The sequence below is a fragment of the Arthrobacter sp. Cza30 genome (assembly GCF_059090765.1).
This window is the reverse complement of record NZ_JBNHGA010000005.1, coordinates 415,190-432,352: the sequence shown is the minus strand read 5'-3', so window position 1 is coordinate 432,352 and position 17,163 is coordinate 415,190. Positions and strand designations below refer to the sequence as shown.

The window sequence follows — 17,163 nt, the reverse complement described above, 5'->3', positions numbered from 1 at the left end:
GGATTCACTTCACTCAATCAACGACCGGGCATCCAGTACTACACGGTTAAGTCTACCGGTCGTTGGCAAACCGGGCCCTGCGGCGCACCGTGCGGGGCATTAACCGTCGGCGAGTTCGAAGTGCAGGCGCCGTTCCTCGATGTCCGCCACGGTCAAGCGAACGCGCACCGTGGCCCCCGCCGCCAGGATTCCCGAGCACCGTGCGGTGACCGGCGGGTCGCTGAGCTGGACCACGCCGTACGGCTCCTGGCCGCCGTTGCCTTTGCCCCTGCCGGCCACCAGGACCTTCCCGTTGCCGTTGCCGTTGCCGTTCCCGTTGCGGCCGCCGGCGGCGTTACCGTTGCCGTTTCCGTTGCCCGGGTACCGGGTGCCGGTGATGACGACGGCGTCGAACTCTTCCCCGACGCGGTGGCTCAGCAGCGCCGTTTCAACGGCGTCCAGGGCAGCGCGGTCCACCCGTCCCGCCAGCTGGTCGGAGGCCGCCATCAGCTTGGGCAATTCCTCCAGCGCGTCCTGGGCCCACTGCGGGACGGGTTCGCCGGCGCACAGGGCATGGCAGATCACCAGCACGAAACGGTCCACCAGCCGCCGCAGGGGAGCCGTGGCGTGCGCATAGGGGGCGGCAATGGCGGCCTGCTGCCGTTCGGGCGGGAGCTCGCCGACGAACGGCGTGTAGCCGGCACCGCGGAAGAGGGCGGTGGCCCCGTGCATCAGGGCCAGCTGCTTGGGATCGGTGGTGTCCAGGCTGCGCAGATAGTCGCCGTAGGCCATCTCGTGCGGCCACGGGAACCCCAGCGCCTCGGTCTGCCGGCGGTACTGGGCCTCGGCGTCCGCGTCCGGTCCCGGCATGGTGCGCAGGATCCCGATCCTGCCCTCCAGCATGATCTTGGCCGCGGCCATCCCGGTCATCAGCGATATCTGGGCGTTCCAATCCTCCACCGGCAACGGCGGCCTGGTGACAATGAAGTAGTGCCGGCCGTCATGGGCGATCTCCTGGTCGGGGACATTCAGGCTCGCCCCGCCGCGCTCGCGTTCGAGCTCCACCCGCTTGCTGCCCACTTCCTTCAGCAGCAGCAGGGTGGGCGCCGCGTCGCCCGAATCGATGTCCTGCTGCACCTGCTCGTAGTTCAGCTTGGCCCGGCTGCGCACCCTGGCGCGTTCCAGCGTTGCCGCGGTGACGCGCGCAGCGGCGTCGAGCTCGAATCGCCACACGTAGGCCGACCGCAGCTGGTCCGCCAGCAGCGACCCGGCCTGTTCCCCGATGACGTCGGGATGCAGCGGGATCCGTCCGTCCGGGGCATAGATCGTCTGGCCCCGCCGCCGGGTTTCGGCATCCAGTTCACCGCCGGCCTCCACGAAGGAGGGGACGTCGGCGATCGCGTACCAGACCGTGTAACCGCCGTCGGTGGACTCGATGTACAGGGCCTGGTCCAAGTCGGTGGACGCGGGCGGATCGATGGTCACGAATTCCAGTGCGGTCAGATCGGTCTCCGGCAGCCGATGGGCGGCCACAGCGGCCCGGGCCTCCGCGAGTGCGCCCGCGTCAAACTCCTGCGGCAGGTCGAACTCTGTCCGCAGGTCCTTCAGCACCCGTGCCAGCAGATGCTGGGACTCGTTGACCTTCGGGTCCAGATGCGGGTACGGCACACGGTTAGCCTAACGGCAGCCGCGTCGAAATGGGACGCTACCCTTGGATTTATGAGCACCGTGAGCACCGTTCCCGCAGCGCCCGGCGAGGATTCCGGCCGCCGCCGGCAATTCCTGATCGATCTGTACGGCGTGATGGCCTACGGCGAGCTGTCCGCCTTCGAGCGGTTTTCCTCCGACGCACGCTTTTCGCCCACCCTGCATGACCGGGCCGCCGTCGGCCGGCTCGCGGTGACCGAGTTTGAACATTTCGAGGCCGTGGCCGCGCAGCTGGAGCAGCTCGGCGTGGACGTGGAAACGGCCATGGCCCCGTTCCAGCCCTCCATCGATGCCTTCCACGACCGGACGCGCCCGGCCGACTGGTACGAGTCCCTGATGAAGGCCTACGTCACCGACGGCGTGCTGGGCGACTTCTACCTGCACATCGCCGGGGCCCTCGACAGCGAGACGCAGAAGCTGGTCGCCCGGATCAAGGAAAACACCGAGCAGATCTCCATGATCGCGGCCCGGCTGCAGCAGGTGCTGGCCGACGATCCGCGGCTGGCCTCGCGGCTGGCGCTGTGGGGGCGCAGGCTGGTGGGGGAGGCCTTGACCCAGGCCCAGCGGATCGGGATTGAGCGCGCCGTGCTCAGCGAGCTGATGCGGGGGCAGGATCCCGACCGGCAGGCGCAGGCCACCGGAGAGTTGTTTGCCCGGCTGACCCAGAACCATTCGCGCCGCATGAATGACCTGGGCCTGACGGCGTGAGCGCGGGCCTTCAACGCGGTTGGGTTCGCCGGTAGGCTGGCGGCACAGGCGGCCGCAAGCCGCGGCAGCCGCAGACCGCCGCGCAACCGGGAGGCATCGTGGGACGTGCGAAAGACGTACTCGGCAGTGAGGAAATCGACCGGCAGCTGCGCGGGTTGCCGCAGTGGCGCTACGCGGACGGAGCGCTGGTCAGCGCGTTCAAGCTGGACAATGGGCGCGAGGCCCTGAACTTCATTGCCGCCGTGGGCAACCTGGCCGAGGAGCAGCGGCATCACCCGGACCTGGACTGGCGGTACAACAAGGTCTTCCTGCGCTTCACGTCGCATGACGCCGATTCCGAAGTCACGACCCGCGACGTGTCCGCGGCGGCAGCGGTGAGCGTGCTGGCCCGGAAGCTCGGCGCGGACGCGGACCCGGACGGCTATCCCGGCTAGCTATCTGCCCCGGCTGGCTTCGTTCAGCCCAGCAGGGCGGTCAGCCGTTCGGTATCCCGCTGCGCGCGGCGGCGTCCGATCCACCACGCACCGGCCCACACGGCCGGAACGGAGACGGCCATCGGCAGCAGCCAGGACAGGAAGTGCACGCCCGGTTCGGAGCCCAGTCCGGCGGTCATGAGGACGAGCCAGAGCAGCACCGCCGCCGCCACCGCGATCCCGGGCAGCAGCAGCACCCCGTAGGCGTGGCGCCGCCGGTCCACCGCCCAGGCAGTGAAGCCGACGGCGGCGGCGACGAGCACCAGCAGGACCAGTGCGACCATGGCTGGTTACAGGGCGCCGAATCCGACGGGGCGCGGCCCCTCGGCGCCGATCTCGACGTAGGCCAGGACATTGGACGGGATGATGACCAGGCGTCCCTTGGCGTCGGTCAGGCGCAGTTCGGCGCCGCCGTTCATGGCGCGGCTCGCGATCTCGGCCACCTCGTCCGGCGACTGCGACGAATCGAGCACGATTTCACGGCCGACGTTCTGCATGCCGATCTTCACTTCCACGCTGATGCCTCCTGGTAATGCTGTAAGCCGGGTGGGTTCCCTACTGGCGAATCTATCCTAGGGTTCCTTCGGGAAGCGTGAAATTCCGCGCCAAGCTAAACGGTAGATCAGTTCGCTCGCGGCGTCCTGATCCAGTTCCCCTCCCGAGCGCAGCCAGTGCCGGGCACTGATCTGCGCCATGCCGGCCAGGGCCCGGCCCAGCAGCGTGGCCTCGACTGCCGACAGCTTGGTGTCCTCGGCGATGACTCCGGCGATGGCGCTGGCCAGCCGCGCATTGAAGTCCTCCAAGCGGCCGCTCACGTCGGGGTCGTTGTTCAGGTCGGATTCGAAGACCAGCCGGTGCGCCTGGCTGTCCTGGGCGATGAACTGGTAGTAGGCCCGGATGGTGGCGTGCACTCGGAGTTTGTTGTCCGTCGTCGAGTTCAGCGCGGCCATCAGCATCGCGTTCAGCGATTCCAGATGGTGATCCAGCAGGGCCAGGTAGAGCTCCCGCTTGCCGGGGAAGTGCTGGTAGAGCACCGGCTTGCTCACGTTCGCTGCGTCGGCGATCTCGTCCATCGCCGCCGCATGGTAGCCGTTGACCACGAAGACCTCGTGTGCCGCCTGCAGCAGCTGGCGCCGTCGTTCCTCCCGCGGCAGTCGGGTGGGCTTGGCGGCTGAGCGGGGTTCTGTCGTCACGGTATTATACGGCCTCTTCCGGCGCTGCGGTCAGGAAAACTTACAGCGCCACGGTGCAGTAAGTGTCAGTCCCGACCAGTCTACGCACCAGCAACCGGCTGGGGCGTAGATTGGAAGAATGAGCACCTTGGAGACCCGGCAGCTGCCGCCGCTGGTGGAACCGGCAGAGTCCCTCAGCAAGGCCGAGACCGAGCGGTATTCGCGGCACCTGATCATCCCCGAAGTCGGCATGGCCGGCCAGCTGAGGCTGAAGAACGCCAAGGTGCTGGTGATCGGCGCCGGCGGCCTCGGATCGCCGGCCATGCTGTACTTGGCCGCCGCGGGGGTGGGCCGGATCGGGATCGTGGACGACGACGAGGTGGAAGCGAGCAACCTGCAGCGCCAGGTCATCCATGGCGTGGCGGACCTGGGGCGCAGCAAGGCGGCCTCGGCACGGGACAGCATCCTGGCGCTGAACCCCGGCGTGGACGTGGTGTTGCACGAGGTCCGGCTGGACACCGGCAACGTCCTGGAGATTTTCGCCGGCTACGACGTCATCCTGGACGGCACGGACAACTTCGTTACCCGGTATCTGGTCAACGACGCCGCCGCGCTGCTGGGCAAGCCCTACGTGTGGGGATCCATACTGAGGTTCGACGGGCAGGTGAGTGTCTTCTGGGACGCCCACGGGCCGAACTATCGCGATCTCTATCCGGAGGCGCCGCCGCCCGGCTCGGTGCCGTCCTGCGCCGAGGGCGGCGTTCTCGGCGTCCTGTGCGCACAGATCGGCTCCGTGATGGTCAATGAGGCGATCAAGCTGATCACCGGCATCGGGCAGACGCTGTTGGGCCGCGTCCTGGTCTTCAATGCCCTCCAGATGAGCTGGCGGGAGCTGAAGGTGCGCAAGGATCCCGACGCCGAGCCGATCACCGGGCTGGCCGACTACGAGGCGTTCTGCGGGGTGGCGCCGGCGCGCCGGGTCGATGCCGACCACGCGGTGGACGCCCGCACCCTGTCCCGGATGCTGGCCGACCGCGATGCCGGCAGGGGCAGCTTCGAGCTGATCGACGTCCGCGAACCGGGCGAATACGAAGTGGTGAACATTCCGGGCGCCGTCCTGGTTCCGAAGGGACGCATCCTCTCCGGCGAGGCCCTCGAGGACCTGCCTCGGGACACGGACCTGGTTTTCCACTGCAAGTCGGGCGCGCGCTCGGCCGAAGTCCTGCAGAGCCTGTTAACGCGCGGCTACACCCGGGTATCCCATCTCGACGGCGGAATCCTGGCGTGGGTCAGGGACGTGGAGCCCTCGAAACCGGTGTACTGAAGCTCACGCCCGACGCCGGTCGGTCGGCTGCAAGCGCCGCGGCCGCCTCAGGCCGTGGCGGCCTCTTCGCCGTGCCCGGCGACCGGGCAGGACGCCGCATCCGCGGCCCGCGGCAGGGCGGGTTCTTCGACGGTGATGCCGTACAGCGCTTCCAGGGCGGCAATGTAACGCTCCTGCTCGCCGTTGGCGGCCAGCTCCCGCGCCCGCACGGTGGGGAGGTGCAGCAACTGCTTGACCATGCGGCGCATGGCGAACTCGACTTCCTGGGCCGGGCCGGTGCAGCCGTGCTGCGAGCGCACTTTCTCGAGCTCGTTCTCCAGTACCTGCATGGTGTGCTTGCGGAGCGCCACGATGGCGGAGTCCACGCTGCGCGCCTGCCGGCTGGCCTCGAAGCTGCGCGCCGCGTTGGCAACGATTTCGGCCGCCTGCTGCACGGATTCGGCCTGTTCCTCGGGCGCGGCCATCCGCACGGACTCCAGCGTGATCAGCTCCACGCCCTTGAGCGCCCCCACGGCGGGATCAAAGTCGTGGCTCAGCGCGAGGTCGATGATCGTCAGCGGCTTGTCGACGCCGGTGCGCACCCCGGCCACGCGCTCGGCACTGACCTGGTTGTCGCTGCCGCTGCAGCCGATGACGACGTCGGCGGAAGCCATCGCGTCGTCCAGCGCCGCGTGGGTCAACGGGACGCCGCCGCGGGTTTCGGTAAAAGCCGCGGCGCGGCCGGAAGCCGAGTAGACGCTGATCCGCGTGCAGCCGCGTTCGCGCAGCAGCGCCATGGTGGCCCCGGCATACGCGCCGGTGCCGAAGAGTACAACCTGCTTGCCCGACCAGTCCTTCTCGACGGCCAGATCCGTGGCGAGGTCGAGCGCGACCGACACGATCGAAAGCCCGCGGCCGCCGAGGGCCGTCTGCGTCCCGACGTCCTTGGCCGTCCGGGAAGCGGTCTGGAAGAGCCGGACCAGCCCCCCGCTCGCGGTGCCCTTTTCCTGCGCCTCGATCAGGGCCCGACGCACCTGTCCGGCCACCTCGCGTTCGCCGACCACGGCCGAATCCAGGCCGGCCCCGACCGCGAACAGGTGCCGCGCAACATCCTCGCCGGTGTTCACGTCGAAGGAGCGGGCGACCAGCGCGTCGTCCAGCCCCGAGCAGCGGCTGATCTGTTCGATGAGCGCGGCGCGGGCGGCCTCCAGGTCGGAATCGCTCTCGGTCTCGCAGTAAACTTCCACCCGGTTGCAGGTAGCCAGGACCACGGCGCCGGTGACCGGGGACCCGTCTGCGAGCACGTCGGTATCGATCCGGGAGGTGCCGGCACTCAGGCGGGCCACCGTTTCCAGATCGACCTTGGAATGGGTTGCAACAAGTGAAAGTAAGACCACAGCGCCTCTATCTTAGCGGGAAGCCAGCGTCGGCTCCTCCAAGCTTGGCCCATTAACCCGGCGTTAACCTGGTTTCGGGCGCCGCCGGCGCCGGTGATATTGGCCACTCGGGCCGGTGGCCGCCGCCATCCCGCGCTCCTCGGCGACGCCCGCGGTTGGCCAGAAGCATGGCCGCTGGACGAGAATCTATGTCATGACACTCAATGCTTCCCATCCCCTGGTGGATGGGCGTACCGCCGACTCGGACCTGATCACCGCCTACCGCGGAGGGAAGCCGGGCCGCCGTCCTGTCTGGTTCATGCGGCAGGCCGGGCGCTCATTGCCCGAATACAAGGAAGCGCGGCAGGGCATCGCGATGCTGGATGCCTGCCTGAAACCGGAACTGGCAGCGGAGATCACCCTGCAGCCGGTGCGCCGCCACGATGTGGATGCCGGCATCTTCTTCTCCGACATCGTTATCCCGTTGAAGCTGGCCGGGGTCGACGTGGACATCGTCCCCGGTGTCGGCCCGGTCCTGGGCGCACCCGTCCGCACCGCCGCCGACGTCGCCGCCCTGCCGGAACTCACCGACGATTCGCTGGAGCCCATCCGCGAGGCGGTCCGGCTGACGGTGGCCGAGCTCGGCGCCAAGCCGCTGATCGGCTTCGCCGGCGCCCCGTTCACGCTCGCCGCGTACATGGTGGAGGGCCGGCCGTCCCGCGACCACCTGGGGCCGCGCACCATGATGCATGCCGACCCGGAGACCTGGGATGCCTTGGCCGGCTGGGCCGCGGACGCTTCGGGCAGGTTTTTGCGGGCGCAGCTGGAAGCGGGCGCGAGTGCCGGACAGCTGTTCGATTCCTGGGCGGGTTCGCTGTCCCTGGCTGACTACCGCCGGCGCGTGGCGCCGGCGTCGTCGCGGGCGCTGGACCACGTCCGCCACCTGGGCGCGCCGCTGGTCCACTTCGGCACCGGCACGTCCGAACTGCTCGTGGCCATGCGCGACGTCGGGGCCGATGTGATCGGCGTCGACTACCGGCTGCCGCTGGACGAGGCGAACCGCCGGCTGGGCGGACGCACGCCGCTGCAGGGCAACATCGATCCGGCGCTGTTGTCGGCGCCGTGGGAGGTGCTGGAGGCCCATGTCCGCGAGGTGCTGGCCGCCGGCAGCAGCGCCCCGGGCCACGTAGTCAACCTGGGCCACGGCGTGCCGCCGGAGACGGACCCGGAGGTCCTGACCCGGGTGGTCGAGCTGATTCATTCCGTGGCCCCGTAGCCATGCAGCACCCGCATCCGCAGCCCGCCCGCCGTCCCGAACGGCAGGGCGGGCGCAAGCCCAGGCCGGGCACCGCCGTCGTCGTTGGCGGCGGGATCGGCGGCCTGGTCGCTGCGCGCGAGCTGGCGCTGGCCGGCGTCGAGGTGACGGTCCTGGAGCGCGGTCCCCGGTTCGGCGGCTGCGTCGTCCGGCACGAGGTGGGCGGGCTGATGCTCGACGCCGGCGCCGAATCGTTCGCGACCCGCTCCAGCGTGGTCCCGGACTTGATCGGCGAACTGGGCCTGGGCAACGACATTGTCCAGCCGAACCCGGCCGGCGCCTGGATCCAGCTGCCGGACGGTGCGCAACGGCTGCCGAAGACGGGCGTGCTCGGCATCCCGGCAGACCCTTCCGACCCGGACGTGGTGCGTGCCATCGGCCGCCGGGCGGCGTTGCGCGCCTCGGGCGACAAGGTCATGCCGCTGGGTTCGCTGCTGCGCCGCGAGCAACTCAGCCTGGGCCAGCTGGTGCGCGCCCGGATGGGTGATGCCGTGCTGCAGAAACTGGTCGCACCGGTGGCAGGCGGGGTGTACTCGGCGGATCCGGATGTGCTGGACGTGGACTCGGTGATGCCGGGGCTGCGCGCCTCGGTGGCCGCCCACGGGTCCCTGGCGGCCGCGGTGGGCGCCATCCGGAAGGCCGCCCCGGCCGGTTCCAACGTGGCCGGGATCGCCGGCGGCATGGGGCGGCTGACCGAGGCCCTGCTGGCCGATCTGAAAGCCCGTCACGTGGCAATGCACACCGGGGCGGAAGCCACCGCCGTCACCCGGCACGGCGGCGGGTGGCAGGTCGAGTCGGCGGCCGGGACGTTCCCCGCGGACGCCGTGATGCTGGCGGCCGATGGCGCTGCCGCCGTCCGGCTGCTCTCCGGCGCCGTCCCCGGGCTGGCCGGGCTGGAACCCGAAACCGGACCCGCCGTCTCGCTGGTGACCCTGGTGGTGGACCTGCCCGACCTCGACGCGATGCCGCGGGGCACCGGCATGCTGGTGGCCCCGTCGGTCCGCGGCGTCAGGGCCAAGGCACTCACCCATGCCACCGCCAAATGGCCATGGCTGGCGGACGAAGCCGGCCCGGGAAGCCACGTGCTGCGGCTGTCCTACGGGCGCGCGGTGGGGCAGCAGGGCGCCGAGGACTTCACCGGCTGGGCCGACGACAGGCTCTACCGCCAGGCGCTGGCCGATGCCAGCTTCCTGCTGGGGGTGGCTGTGGGCGACGACGACGTGGTGGGCTCGAAGGTGGTGCGCTGGATCAACGCGCTTCCCTCCGCCACCGTGGGGCACCGCGAGCGGGTGGCGGCGGTGCGCCGCGAACTGGTTGCGCACCCCGGGCTGGGCAGCACCGGGGCCTGGCTCGCGGGCACCGGGCTGGTGGCCGTGGTGGGGGACGCGCGGCGCCGTGCACGGGATCTCGCCGCACGGCTGCAGCCGGCGGCCCCCTGATCTTCTACAATATGTAGAAGTGGTTTTCGATTAATTACGATGCAGAAGGCAGACTGGTAAGCATGAGCGAATCGGCAAGGTCAGAGTCAGCAATCCCCGCCGCCGGCGGCACCGACGAGGAACTGTTCTACACCCTCTGGACGGTCTTCAAGCGCACCGGCGCACCGGTGGATCCGTCCGCCGCCGCGGCGTTCGATGAGACGGTTGCCGAACTCGCCGGCCGCAACGTCACCTTCCGCGGAGCGTACGACGTGTCCGCCATGCGCGAGGACGCCGACGTGATGATCTGGCTGCACGGACCGCAGCCGGACGAACTCCAGGCGGCGGTCCGCGACATCCGCCGGACCGGGCTGTTCGCCCCGACCGAAATGGTCTGGTCCGCAATGGGCGTCCACCGCGACGCCGAATTCAGCAAGAACCATGCCCCGGCCTTCTCCCTGGGCAAGGACCCGGAGGCCTGGCTCTGCGTCTACCCCTTCGTGCGCTCCTATGAGTGGTACCTGCTGCCGGCCGAGGAGCGCGGCAAGATGCTGCGCGACCACGGACTGCTCGGCCGCGACTTCCCGCAGGTGCTCTCCAACACGGTCGCCTCGTTCGCGCTGGGGGACTGGGAATGGATCCTGGCCCTGGAAGCCCCCGAACTGATCGATCTGGTGGACCTGATGCGCCACCTACGCTACACCGACGCCCGCAACCACGTGCGCGAAGAGATCCCGTTCTACACCGGCAAGCGCATCAGCACTGCCGAAATCGCCGAGGTGCTGCGGTGAACCAGTCCGCCGAACCGTCCTTCGACCCGCGTGCCGGCGTCGCCGCCGACGGAACCATGCAGCCGAAGAAGTACGACGCCCTGCTGCTGGCCTCCTTCGGCGGCCCCGAGGGCCAGGACGATGTCATCCCCTTCCTCCGCAACGTCACCAGCGGCCGCGGGATCCCCGATGAACGGCTGGAAGAAGTCGCCACGCACTACCGCGCCAACGGCGGCGTCAGCCCCATCAACGAGCAAAACCGGGCACTGAAGGCGGCGCTCGAGGCCGAGCTGGCCCGCCGCGGGATCGAACTGCCGGTGCTCTGGGGAAACCGCAACTGGGATCCCTACATCTCCGACGTTTTCAAGGAAGCGTACGACGCCGGCCACCGCCGCGTGCTGGCCGTGACCACCAGCGCCTACTCCGGCTACTCAAGCTGCCGCCAGTACCGCGAGGACTTCGGCATGGCCCTGGTCGAGACCGGGCTCGCCGGCAAGCTGGAAGTGGACAAGGTGCGCCAGTACTTCGACCACCCGGGCTTCGTGGAACCGTTCGCCGAAGGCGTGGCCGAGGGCCTGGACCGGGTACGCGCCGAGCTGGCCGCGCAGGGCGCCGCGGACGCGCCGGTCCACGTGATGTTCGCGACCCACTCCATCCCCCTCGGGGACGCCGAAAACGCCGGCCCCCGCGGGGTGGACTACGAGGGCGGCAGCGCCTACGTGGCGCAGCACCTGGCCACCGCCCGGGCCGTCCTGGACCGGGTGCCGGGAGCAGCCGGCGTCGACTGGTCCCTCGTCTACCAGTCCCGCTCCGGCGCGCCGCATGTGCCGTGGCTGGAGCCGGACATCAACGACGCGCTCGAAGAGCTGCCCGCCCAGGGGGTGAAGGGCGTGGTCATCGTGCCGCTGGGCTTTGTCAGCGACCACATGGAGGTGATGTGGGACCTGGACACGGAGGCACTGGAGACCTGCCGCGGCCTCGGGCTGGCCGCCGCCCGCGTGCCCACCCCGGGCGTGCACCGCAAGTTCGTCGAGGGCCTCGTGGACCTGGTCTGTGAGCGCACGGCGGAACAGCACCGCGCCGACCGTCCTGCGCTGACCGACCTGGGACCCTGGATGGACGTGTGCATGCCCGGCTGCTGCGCCAACCGCCGCGGCGAGAAGCCGACGGTGGCCGGCATGGATGCGACCGTGGGGGTGCCGCAGCCATGACCGTTAAAGTCCGCATCGGCACCCGCGGCAGCGCCCTGGCGGTCACCCAGACCACCACCGTGGCCGAGGCGCTGGCCGCCGGCGGGGCCCTGGAATATGAACTGGTCCGGATCAAGACCGAGGGCGACGTGCTGCGGGGGCCGCTGGCCCAGATCGGCGGAACCGGAGTCTTCACCGCCGCGCTGCGCGAGGCGCTGCTCGACGACCGCTGCGACGTGGCCGTGCATTCGCTCAAGGACCTGCCCACCGGCGTGGCCGACGGGCTGCAGATTGCCGCCATTCCCGCCCGCGTGGACGTCCGCGACGCCCTCTGTGCCCGGGACGGGCTGACCCTGGCCGGGCTGCCGGCCGGCGCCAAGGTCGGCACGGGCTCCCCGCGCCGGGCAGCCCAGCTGCGTGCCGCCCGCCCCGACCTGGACGTGGTGGATATCCGCGGCAACGTGGACACCCGGCTGGGACGGGTCAAGGGGCTCACGGGCGAAGAAAGGCACGAGGGAAAGCACGCAGATCTCGACGCCGTGGTGCTCGCCGCGGCCGGGCTGGCACGGCTGGGGCGCACCGAGCACGTCACGGAGCTGCTGGATCCGTCGGTCATGCTGCCGGCCCCCGGCCAGGGCGCGCTGGCGGTCGAATGCCGGGTTGCCGACGCAGCTTCCGGAACGGCGCTGGCCGGCGCGCTGGCCGACTACGACGACGCGGACACCCGCCTGGCGGTGACGGCCGAACGGTCGCTTCTGGCGCGGCTGGAAGCCGGCTGCAGCGCCCCGGTCGGGGCGCTGGCATCGGTCGACGCCGGCTCCCTGGTGCTGCGGGCGGTGGTCTGCAGCCCCGACGGCAGCCGGCTGCTGCACGGCGAGCGGACGGTGCAGGCAGCCGGTTCCGAAGATGCCGTGGCCCTGGGCTCCCGACTGGCTGAAGAGCTGCTCGGGCAGGGCGCCGGCGACCTGATGAGCCTGGCCGGGCGCTGACGATGGCGTTGCTGTGGCAGCGCGGCGCGCCGGACAACCAGCTACAGGGGCTGCGGGTGGTGCTGCCGCGCAGCCCTGACCGGGCGGCCGGCATGGCCGCCGAACTGGTCCGCCGCGGCGCGTCCGCCAGCGTCCTGCCGCTGATCGACTTCGAACGGACGGACAAGCCGGACGAACTGGACCAGGCACTGACCCTGCTGGCGCAGAACAAGGCCGTCTGGCTGGTCATCACCAGCATCACGACGGTGCGGGCGCTGAAGGCGTGCGCACTGGAGCGTGGCACCAGTCTCGCGGCGCTGGCAGGGGACACGAAGATTGCGGCCGTCGGAAGCCCCAGCGCCAGGGCGCTGGAGGCCGAGGGCCTCACCGTCGACCTGGTGCCGCCCGGCAGCATGGACGCCGTCGGCTTGGTGGATGCCTGGCCGCTGCCGCCGGAAACCGTCGGCGGCCCGGCGGAGCGGATGCTGGTCCTGCTGCCGCAGGCCGACATCGCCGCGCCCACGGTGTTCGAAGGCCTGATGGCGAAGGGCTGGCAGGTGCTGCCCGTGACCGCCTACCGCACGGTGGACTACCCCGCCCGTCCCGAGCTCCGCCTGACCGCGGAATTGGAGATCGCCGCCCGTGAGCCCGCCGACGACCTGGAACTCATCACGGCCGCGGATTTCCGCAGCCGCGCCGGCGACGGCGCCATCGACGCCGTCGTCCTGACCTCGCCCAGCGTCACCAGGCGGCTGGCGGGACTCCTTGACCCGTGGCCGGCCGGACTGCGGCTGATCGCGATCGGCACCAGTTCCGCGCGGCAGGCCGCCGAACTGGGCCTGGAGATCGCCGCCACCGCTGCCGAACCGACGCCGCCCGGCATCGCCGACGCCCTGGCACGGTCGCTTGAAAACCATCCCACCGAACCAGAAGGAACGCCATGAGCTTCCCCTCCCACCGGCCCCGCCGGCTGCGGGCCACCGAGGCGATCCGCCGGATGACGGCGGAGGTCCGGACCCACCCGAACCAGCTGATCCTGCCCGCCTTCATCCGCGAAGGCCTCAGCGAACCGGTGCCGCTGCAGTCCATGCCGGGCGTGGTCCAGCACACCACCGATACGCTCAAACGCGCGGCCGCCGAGGCCGTGGAGCTGGGCCTCGGCGGCATCATGCTCTTCGGCGTTCCCCTGGTGCGCGACGCCACGGGCAGCGCCGGGGTGGATCCCGACGGCGTGCTGAACCGCGCCATCGCCGACGTGAAAGCGGAGGTCGGGAACGACCTGGTGGTGATGGGCGACGTCTGCCTGGACGAATTCACCGACCACGGCCACTGCGGCGTGCTGGCCCCAGACGGCACCGTCGACAACGACGCCACGCTGTCGATCTACGCGGAAATGGCCGTCGCCCAGGCGGCGGCCGGCGCGGACGTGCTCGGTCCCTCCGGCATGATGGACGGGCAGGTCGCGGTGATCCGGCAGGCACTCGACGAGGCCGGCCACCAGGACGTCTCCATCCTGGCGTACGCCGCAAAGTATGCCTCGGCCTTCTACGGGCCGTTCCGCGAGGCAGTCGACTCACAGCTGACCGGGGACCGGCGGACCTACCAGATGGACGCCTCCAACCGGCGCGAAGCCCTCCGGGAAGTGGAACTGGACCTGGCAGAAGGCGCGGACATGGTCATGGTCAAACCCGCGATGAGCTACCTGGACATCCTCTCCGACGTGGCGGAGATGTCTCCGGTGCCGGTGGCCGCGTACCAGATCTCCGGCGAGTACGCGATGATCGAGGCAGCCGCCGCCAATGGCTGGATCGACCGGAAGGCGGCCATCCTGGAATCTGTCCTGGGCATCCGCCGCGCCGGCGCCGACATGGTGCTGACCTACTGGGCCCCGGAAATCGCCCGCTGGCTGAAGTAACCGTTCGCCGCCGGCCGGTTGCCGCGCCCCACCACCCTGTCCGCAGCGGATTCCGCTGTCCCGAAAGGACCCAAGACCATGATTGAAGCCATCCGCTCCGAGGAACTCTTCGAACGCGCCCGCCAGCTGATGCCCGGCGGGGTGAATTCACCGGTCCGGGCCTTCGGCTCCGTCGGCGGGACGCCCCGCATGATGGTCGGCGCCAAGGGTGCCTACCTCACCGACGCCGACGGGCGCGAGTACGTAGACCTCGTGTGTTCCTGGGGCCCGGCCCTGCTGGGCCACGCCCATCCGGCCGTCCTCGAGGCCGTGCACACGGCCGTGGACCGGGGCCTGTCCTTCGGCGCCTCCACGCCCGCCGAATCGGAACTGGCGGCCCTGGTCGTCGGCCGGGTCTCCGCCGTCGAGCGCCTGCGCATGGTCTCCACCGGCACCGAGGCGACGATGACCGCCGTGCGCCTGGCCCGCGGCTACACCGGCCGCAACCTGGTCGTGAAGTTCGCCGGCTGCTACCACGGGCACCTGGACGGGCTGCTGGCCGCCGCGGGCTCGGGCGTGGCCACCCTGGCGCTGCCGGGTTCGGCGGGCGTCACCGAGGCGACAGCCGCGGAGACCCTGGTGCTGCCGTACAACGACATCGCCGCCGTCGAGGAAGTGTTCGCCGCCCGCGGCAGCCAGATCGCCGCCGTCATCACCGAAGCGGCACCCGCGAACATGGGCGTGGTCACCCCCGCCGACGGCTTCAACGCGGCCCTGTCCCGCATCACCCGGGAGCACGGAGCACTGCTCATCCTGGACGAGGTGCTGACCGGCTTCCGCACCGGCTACGCCGGCTACTGGGGCCTGACCGGGGGAGCCGACGGGGCAGCCGATCCGTTCGTGCCCGACCTGTTGACCTTCGGCAAGGTCATCGGCGGCGGCATGCCGGTGGCGGCCCTGGGCGGCCGGGCCGACGTGATGGATTACCTGGCGCCGTCCGGTCCCGTCTACCAGGCCGGCACGCTCTCCGGCAACCCGATCGCCATGGCGGCCGGCGTCGCGACGCTGACCGCCGCGACGCCGGCTGTCTACGCGGCAATCGACGCCCGCTCGATCGAACTGCAGGCCGCGCTGACCGCCGCCCTGTCGAAGGCCGGCGTGGACCACAGCATCCAGACCGCGGGGAACCTGTTCAGCGTGGCCTTCGGCACCTCGGCCAACGGCGTCCACAATTACGCCGACGCCCAGGGCCAGGAAGCCTTCCGCTACGCCCCCTTCTTCCATGCCATGCTCGACGCCGGCGTCTACCTGCCGCCGTCGGTGTTCGAAGCGTGGTTCCTCTCGGCAGCGCACGACGACGCCGCGATGGAGAAAATCTTCGCCGCGTTGCCGGCGGCCGCGCGGGCTGCCGCGGCCGCCACGCCGCCGGCCTGACCGCAACTCCGGCGCGGGGACGGGGCTCGTCGTCCGGCTGCGGCCCGGTCCCGGGGACGGAGGCATGGCAGACTGATGCTGACGGCGGTACACGGGACCGCCGCGCGAACCCAGGAGAGTGCAGATGGGCCTGTTCTCCAGGCGCAGGCAAACACCGGAAGACTACGACGCCGAGACGCTCCGCCCGGAGGCCGCGGACGACGCCGAGACGCTCCGCCCGGAGGCCGGGCCGCCGCCGGTGCGGCCCGGGACGGAGCCCGCTCCCGTACCGGTGCAGTCACGGTTGGATCCGGCCCCGGCGCCCATGCCGCCGCGCGCGATCTGGTCCGACGGACTGGGACGGACGGCCACCCGCTCCGCGCAACTGCTGCTGACGCTGCTGCTGGCCGTCGTGGTGATCTACGGGCTGCTGCAGCTACGGCTCCTCGTCATTCCCGTCCTGATCGCCCTGATCCTGGCGGCGGCCGTGGGCCCGGTGGTGCGGCTGCTGCGCAGCTGGGGTTGGTCCGCGGCGCTGGCTACGGCCACTGCGTTCCTCGGGATCCTCGTGGTGCTCGGCGGCGTGATCACCGGGATTGTCTTCGCGGTCCGCAGCGAAGCGGACGAACTGGTCAGCTCCGCCCGCGAGGGCTGGATGCAGCTGCAGGAGTTCCTGGCCAACTTCCCGCTGCCGGTCAGCCAGCAGCAGATCGACGAGGCGCTCGCCGGGGTGGTCGACTTCCTGACCAGCGCCACGGTGGGACGCAGCGCGCTGAGCGGATTGTCGACGGCTGCCGAAGTCGTCACAGGAGCCGTCCTGATGGCTGTGATCCTCTTCTTTTTCCTCAAGGACGGACCGCGCATCTGGCGTTTCCTGCTCAGCTGGTTCCCGGCGGCCAAGCGGCCGCAGCTCGAACTGGCCGGGTCGCGGGCCATGGATGTGCTGGGCAGCTACGTGCGGGGCACCGCCACCGTCGCGGCCGTCGACGCCTTCTTCATCGGACTCGCCCTGTTCATCCTGCAGGTACCGCTGGCGCTGCCGCTCTCGGTGCTGATTTTCATCGGCGGCTTCATTCCGATCGTCGGAGCCACCATCGCCGGCGTGCTGGCGACCCTGGTGGCGCTGGTGGCCAACGGGCCGGTAGCCGCGCTGGTAGTGGTCGCCGTCGTGATCATCGTGCAGCAGCTGGAAGGCAACTTCCTGCAGCCGGTGGTGATGGGCCGCTCGGTGGACCTGCACTCGCTGGTGATCCTGTTGGCCCTGACCGCGGGAACCATCCTGGGCGGCATTATCGGCGCCGTCCTGGCCGTTCCGGTCACGGCCGTCGGCTGGGTGGTGATCCAGGTGATGTCGGGAAGGACCTCCGCCGAGGAACCCGCGCCGGACCGGCGAGGCCGCTGACGAGCGGGCCCGACGGCCCGAAACCGGCGGGCCGGACACAGAAGGTCCCCGGAAGCCGAAGCTTCCGGGGACCTT

17 protein-coding genes are annotated in these 17,163 nt (G+C 70.5%); 12 read left to right on the top strand and 5 right to left on the bottom strand.

What is annotated here, in order from left to right; translation table 11 throughout:
• Positions 1-99: 99 nt before the first annotated feature.
• On the bottom strand, positions 100-1,647 hold the full coding sequence (locus AC5RVZ_RS19210) for an RNB domain-containing ribonuclease (protein WP_494067321.1): 1,548 nt from the start codon (positions 1,645-1,647) through the stop codon (positions 100-102).
• Positions 1,648-1,698: 51 nt separating this feature from the next.
• On the opposite strand from AC5RVZ_RS19210, the gene AC5RVZ_RS19205 reads away from it, so the two are divergent.
• On the top strand, positions 1,699-2,394 hold the full coding sequence (locus tag AC5RVZ_RS19205; protein WP_494012558.1) for a ferritin-like fold-containing protein: 696 nt from the start codon (positions 1,699-1,701) through the stop codon (positions 2,392-2,394).
• A 98-nt stretch (positions 2,395-2,492) separates the two neighbouring features.
• Positions 2,493-2,828 (top strand): 4a-hydroxytetrahydrobiopterin dehydratase, encoded by a 336-nt coding sequence (locus AC5RVZ_RS19200; RefSeq protein ID WP_494067320.1) that lies wholly within the window; start codon positions 2,493-2,495, stop codon positions 2,826-2,828.
• Between the two features lie 23 nt (positions 2,829-2,851).
• On the opposite strand, the gene AC5RVZ_RS19195 is transcribed toward AC5RVZ_RS19200, so the two are convergent.
• Genes AC5RVZ_RS19195 through AC5RVZ_RS19185 form a run of 3 tightly spaced genes read right to left on the bottom strand, consistent with a single transcriptional unit; the run spans position 2,852 to position 4,060 of the window.
• Positions 2,852-3,151: a hypothetical protein gene (locus AC5RVZ_RS19195; RefSeq protein ID WP_494067319.1), complete on the bottom strand. Its 300-nt coding sequence runs from the start codon at positions 3,149-3,151 to the stop codon at positions 2,852-2,854.
• A gap of 6 nt (positions 3,152-3,157) precedes the next feature.
• Positions 3,158-3,382 (bottom strand): DUF3107 domain-containing protein, encoded by a 225-nt coding sequence (locus tag AC5RVZ_RS19190; protein ID WP_136784705.1) that lies wholly within the window; start codon positions 3,380-3,382, stop codon positions 3,158-3,160.
• A 57-nt stretch (positions 3,383-3,439) separates the two neighbouring features.
• Positions 3,440-4,060, bottom strand: coding sequence for a TetR/AcrR family transcriptional regulator (locus AC5RVZ_RS19185; protein ID WP_494000274.1), 621 nt, complete (start codon positions 4,058-4,060; stop codon positions 3,440-3,442).
• A gap of 118 nt (positions 4,061-4,178) precedes the next feature.
• Here AC5RVZ_RS19185 and moeB point away from each other — a divergent pair, with 118 nt between their 5' ends.
• Positions 4,179-5,363 (top strand): molybdopterin-synthase adenylyltransferase MoeB, encoded by a 1,185-nt coding sequence (moeB, locus tag AC5RVZ_RS19180; RefSeq protein ID WP_494067318.1) that lies wholly within the window; start codon positions 4,179-4,181, stop codon positions 5,361-5,363.
• A 47-nt stretch (positions 5,364-5,410) separates the two neighbouring features.
• On the opposite strand, the gene AC5RVZ_RS19175 is transcribed toward moeB, so the two are convergent.
• On the bottom strand, positions 5,411-6,739 hold the full coding sequence (locus AC5RVZ_RS19175; protein ID WP_494067317.1) for a glutamyl-tRNA reductase: 1,329 nt from the start codon (positions 6,737-6,739) through the stop codon (positions 5,411-5,413).
• Between the two features lie 193 nt (positions 6,740-6,932).
• Between AC5RVZ_RS19175 and hemE the strand changes: the two genes are divergently transcribed.
• From hemE to AC5RVZ_RS19130, 9 genes are all read left to right on the top strand, one after another.
• Complete coding sequence (hemE, locus tag AC5RVZ_RS19170) at positions 6,933-7,994, top strand: uroporphyrinogen decarboxylase (protein ID WP_494067316.1); 1,062 nt, start codon at positions 6,933-6,935, stop codon at positions 7,992-7,994.
• Between the two features lie 2 nt (positions 7,995-7,996).
• The gene (gene hemG / locus AC5RVZ_RS19165) at positions 7,997-9,472 is read left to right on the top strand and encodes a protoporphyrinogen oxidase (RefSeq protein ID WP_494067315.1); all 1,476 of its coding nucleotides are present in this window, start codon (positions 7,997-7,999) and stop codon (positions 9,470-9,472) included.
• A gap of 62 nt (positions 9,473-9,534) precedes the next feature.
• Positions 9,535-10,242: a hydrogen peroxide-dependent heme synthase gene (gene hemQ, locus AC5RVZ_RS19160; RefSeq protein WP_494067314.1), complete on the top strand. Its 708-nt coding sequence runs from the start codon at positions 9,535-9,537 to the stop codon at positions 10,240-10,242.
• A gap of 56 nt (positions 10,243-10,298) precedes the next feature.
• Positions 10,299-11,432, top strand: coding sequence for a ferrochelatase (locus AC5RVZ_RS19155; RefSeq protein WP_494067565.1), 1,134 nt, complete (start codon positions 10,299-10,301; stop codon positions 11,430-11,432).
• Positions 11,429-12,400 (top strand): hydroxymethylbilane synthase, encoded by a 972-nt coding sequence (hemC, locus tag AC5RVZ_RS19150; protein WP_494067313.1) that lies wholly within the window; start codon positions 11,429-11,431, stop codon positions 12,398-12,400. The genes AC5RVZ_RS19155 and hemC overlap by 4 nt, the downstream gene beginning before the upstream one ends.
• A gap of 2 nt (positions 12,401-12,402) precedes the next feature.
• Positions 12,403-13,323, top strand: coding sequence for a uroporphyrinogen-III synthase (locus AC5RVZ_RS19145; RefSeq protein WP_494067312.1), 921 nt, complete (start codon positions 12,403-12,405; stop codon positions 13,321-13,323).
• Positions 13,320-14,294, top strand: a complete 975-nt coding sequence (gene hemB / locus AC5RVZ_RS19140) for a porphobilinogen synthase (protein WP_494067311.1) — start codon at positions 13,320-13,322, stop codon at positions 14,292-14,294. Before AC5RVZ_RS19145 ends, hemB begins: the two co-directional genes overlap by 4 nt.
• A 78-nt stretch (positions 14,295-14,372) precedes the next feature.
• On the top strand, positions 14,373-15,707 hold the full coding sequence (gene hemL / locus AC5RVZ_RS19135; protein WP_494067310.1) for a glutamate-1-semialdehyde 2,1-aminomutase: 1,335 nt from the start codon (positions 14,373-14,375) through the stop codon (positions 15,705-15,707).
• Between the two features lie 124 nt (positions 15,708-15,831).
• A complete protein-coding gene (locus tag AC5RVZ_RS19130; RefSeq protein WP_494067309.1) occupies positions 15,832-17,088 on the top strand; it encodes an AI-2E family transporter in 1,257 nt (418 codons plus the stop codon).
• The last annotated feature ends 75 nt before the right edge of the window (positions 17,089-17,163 follow it).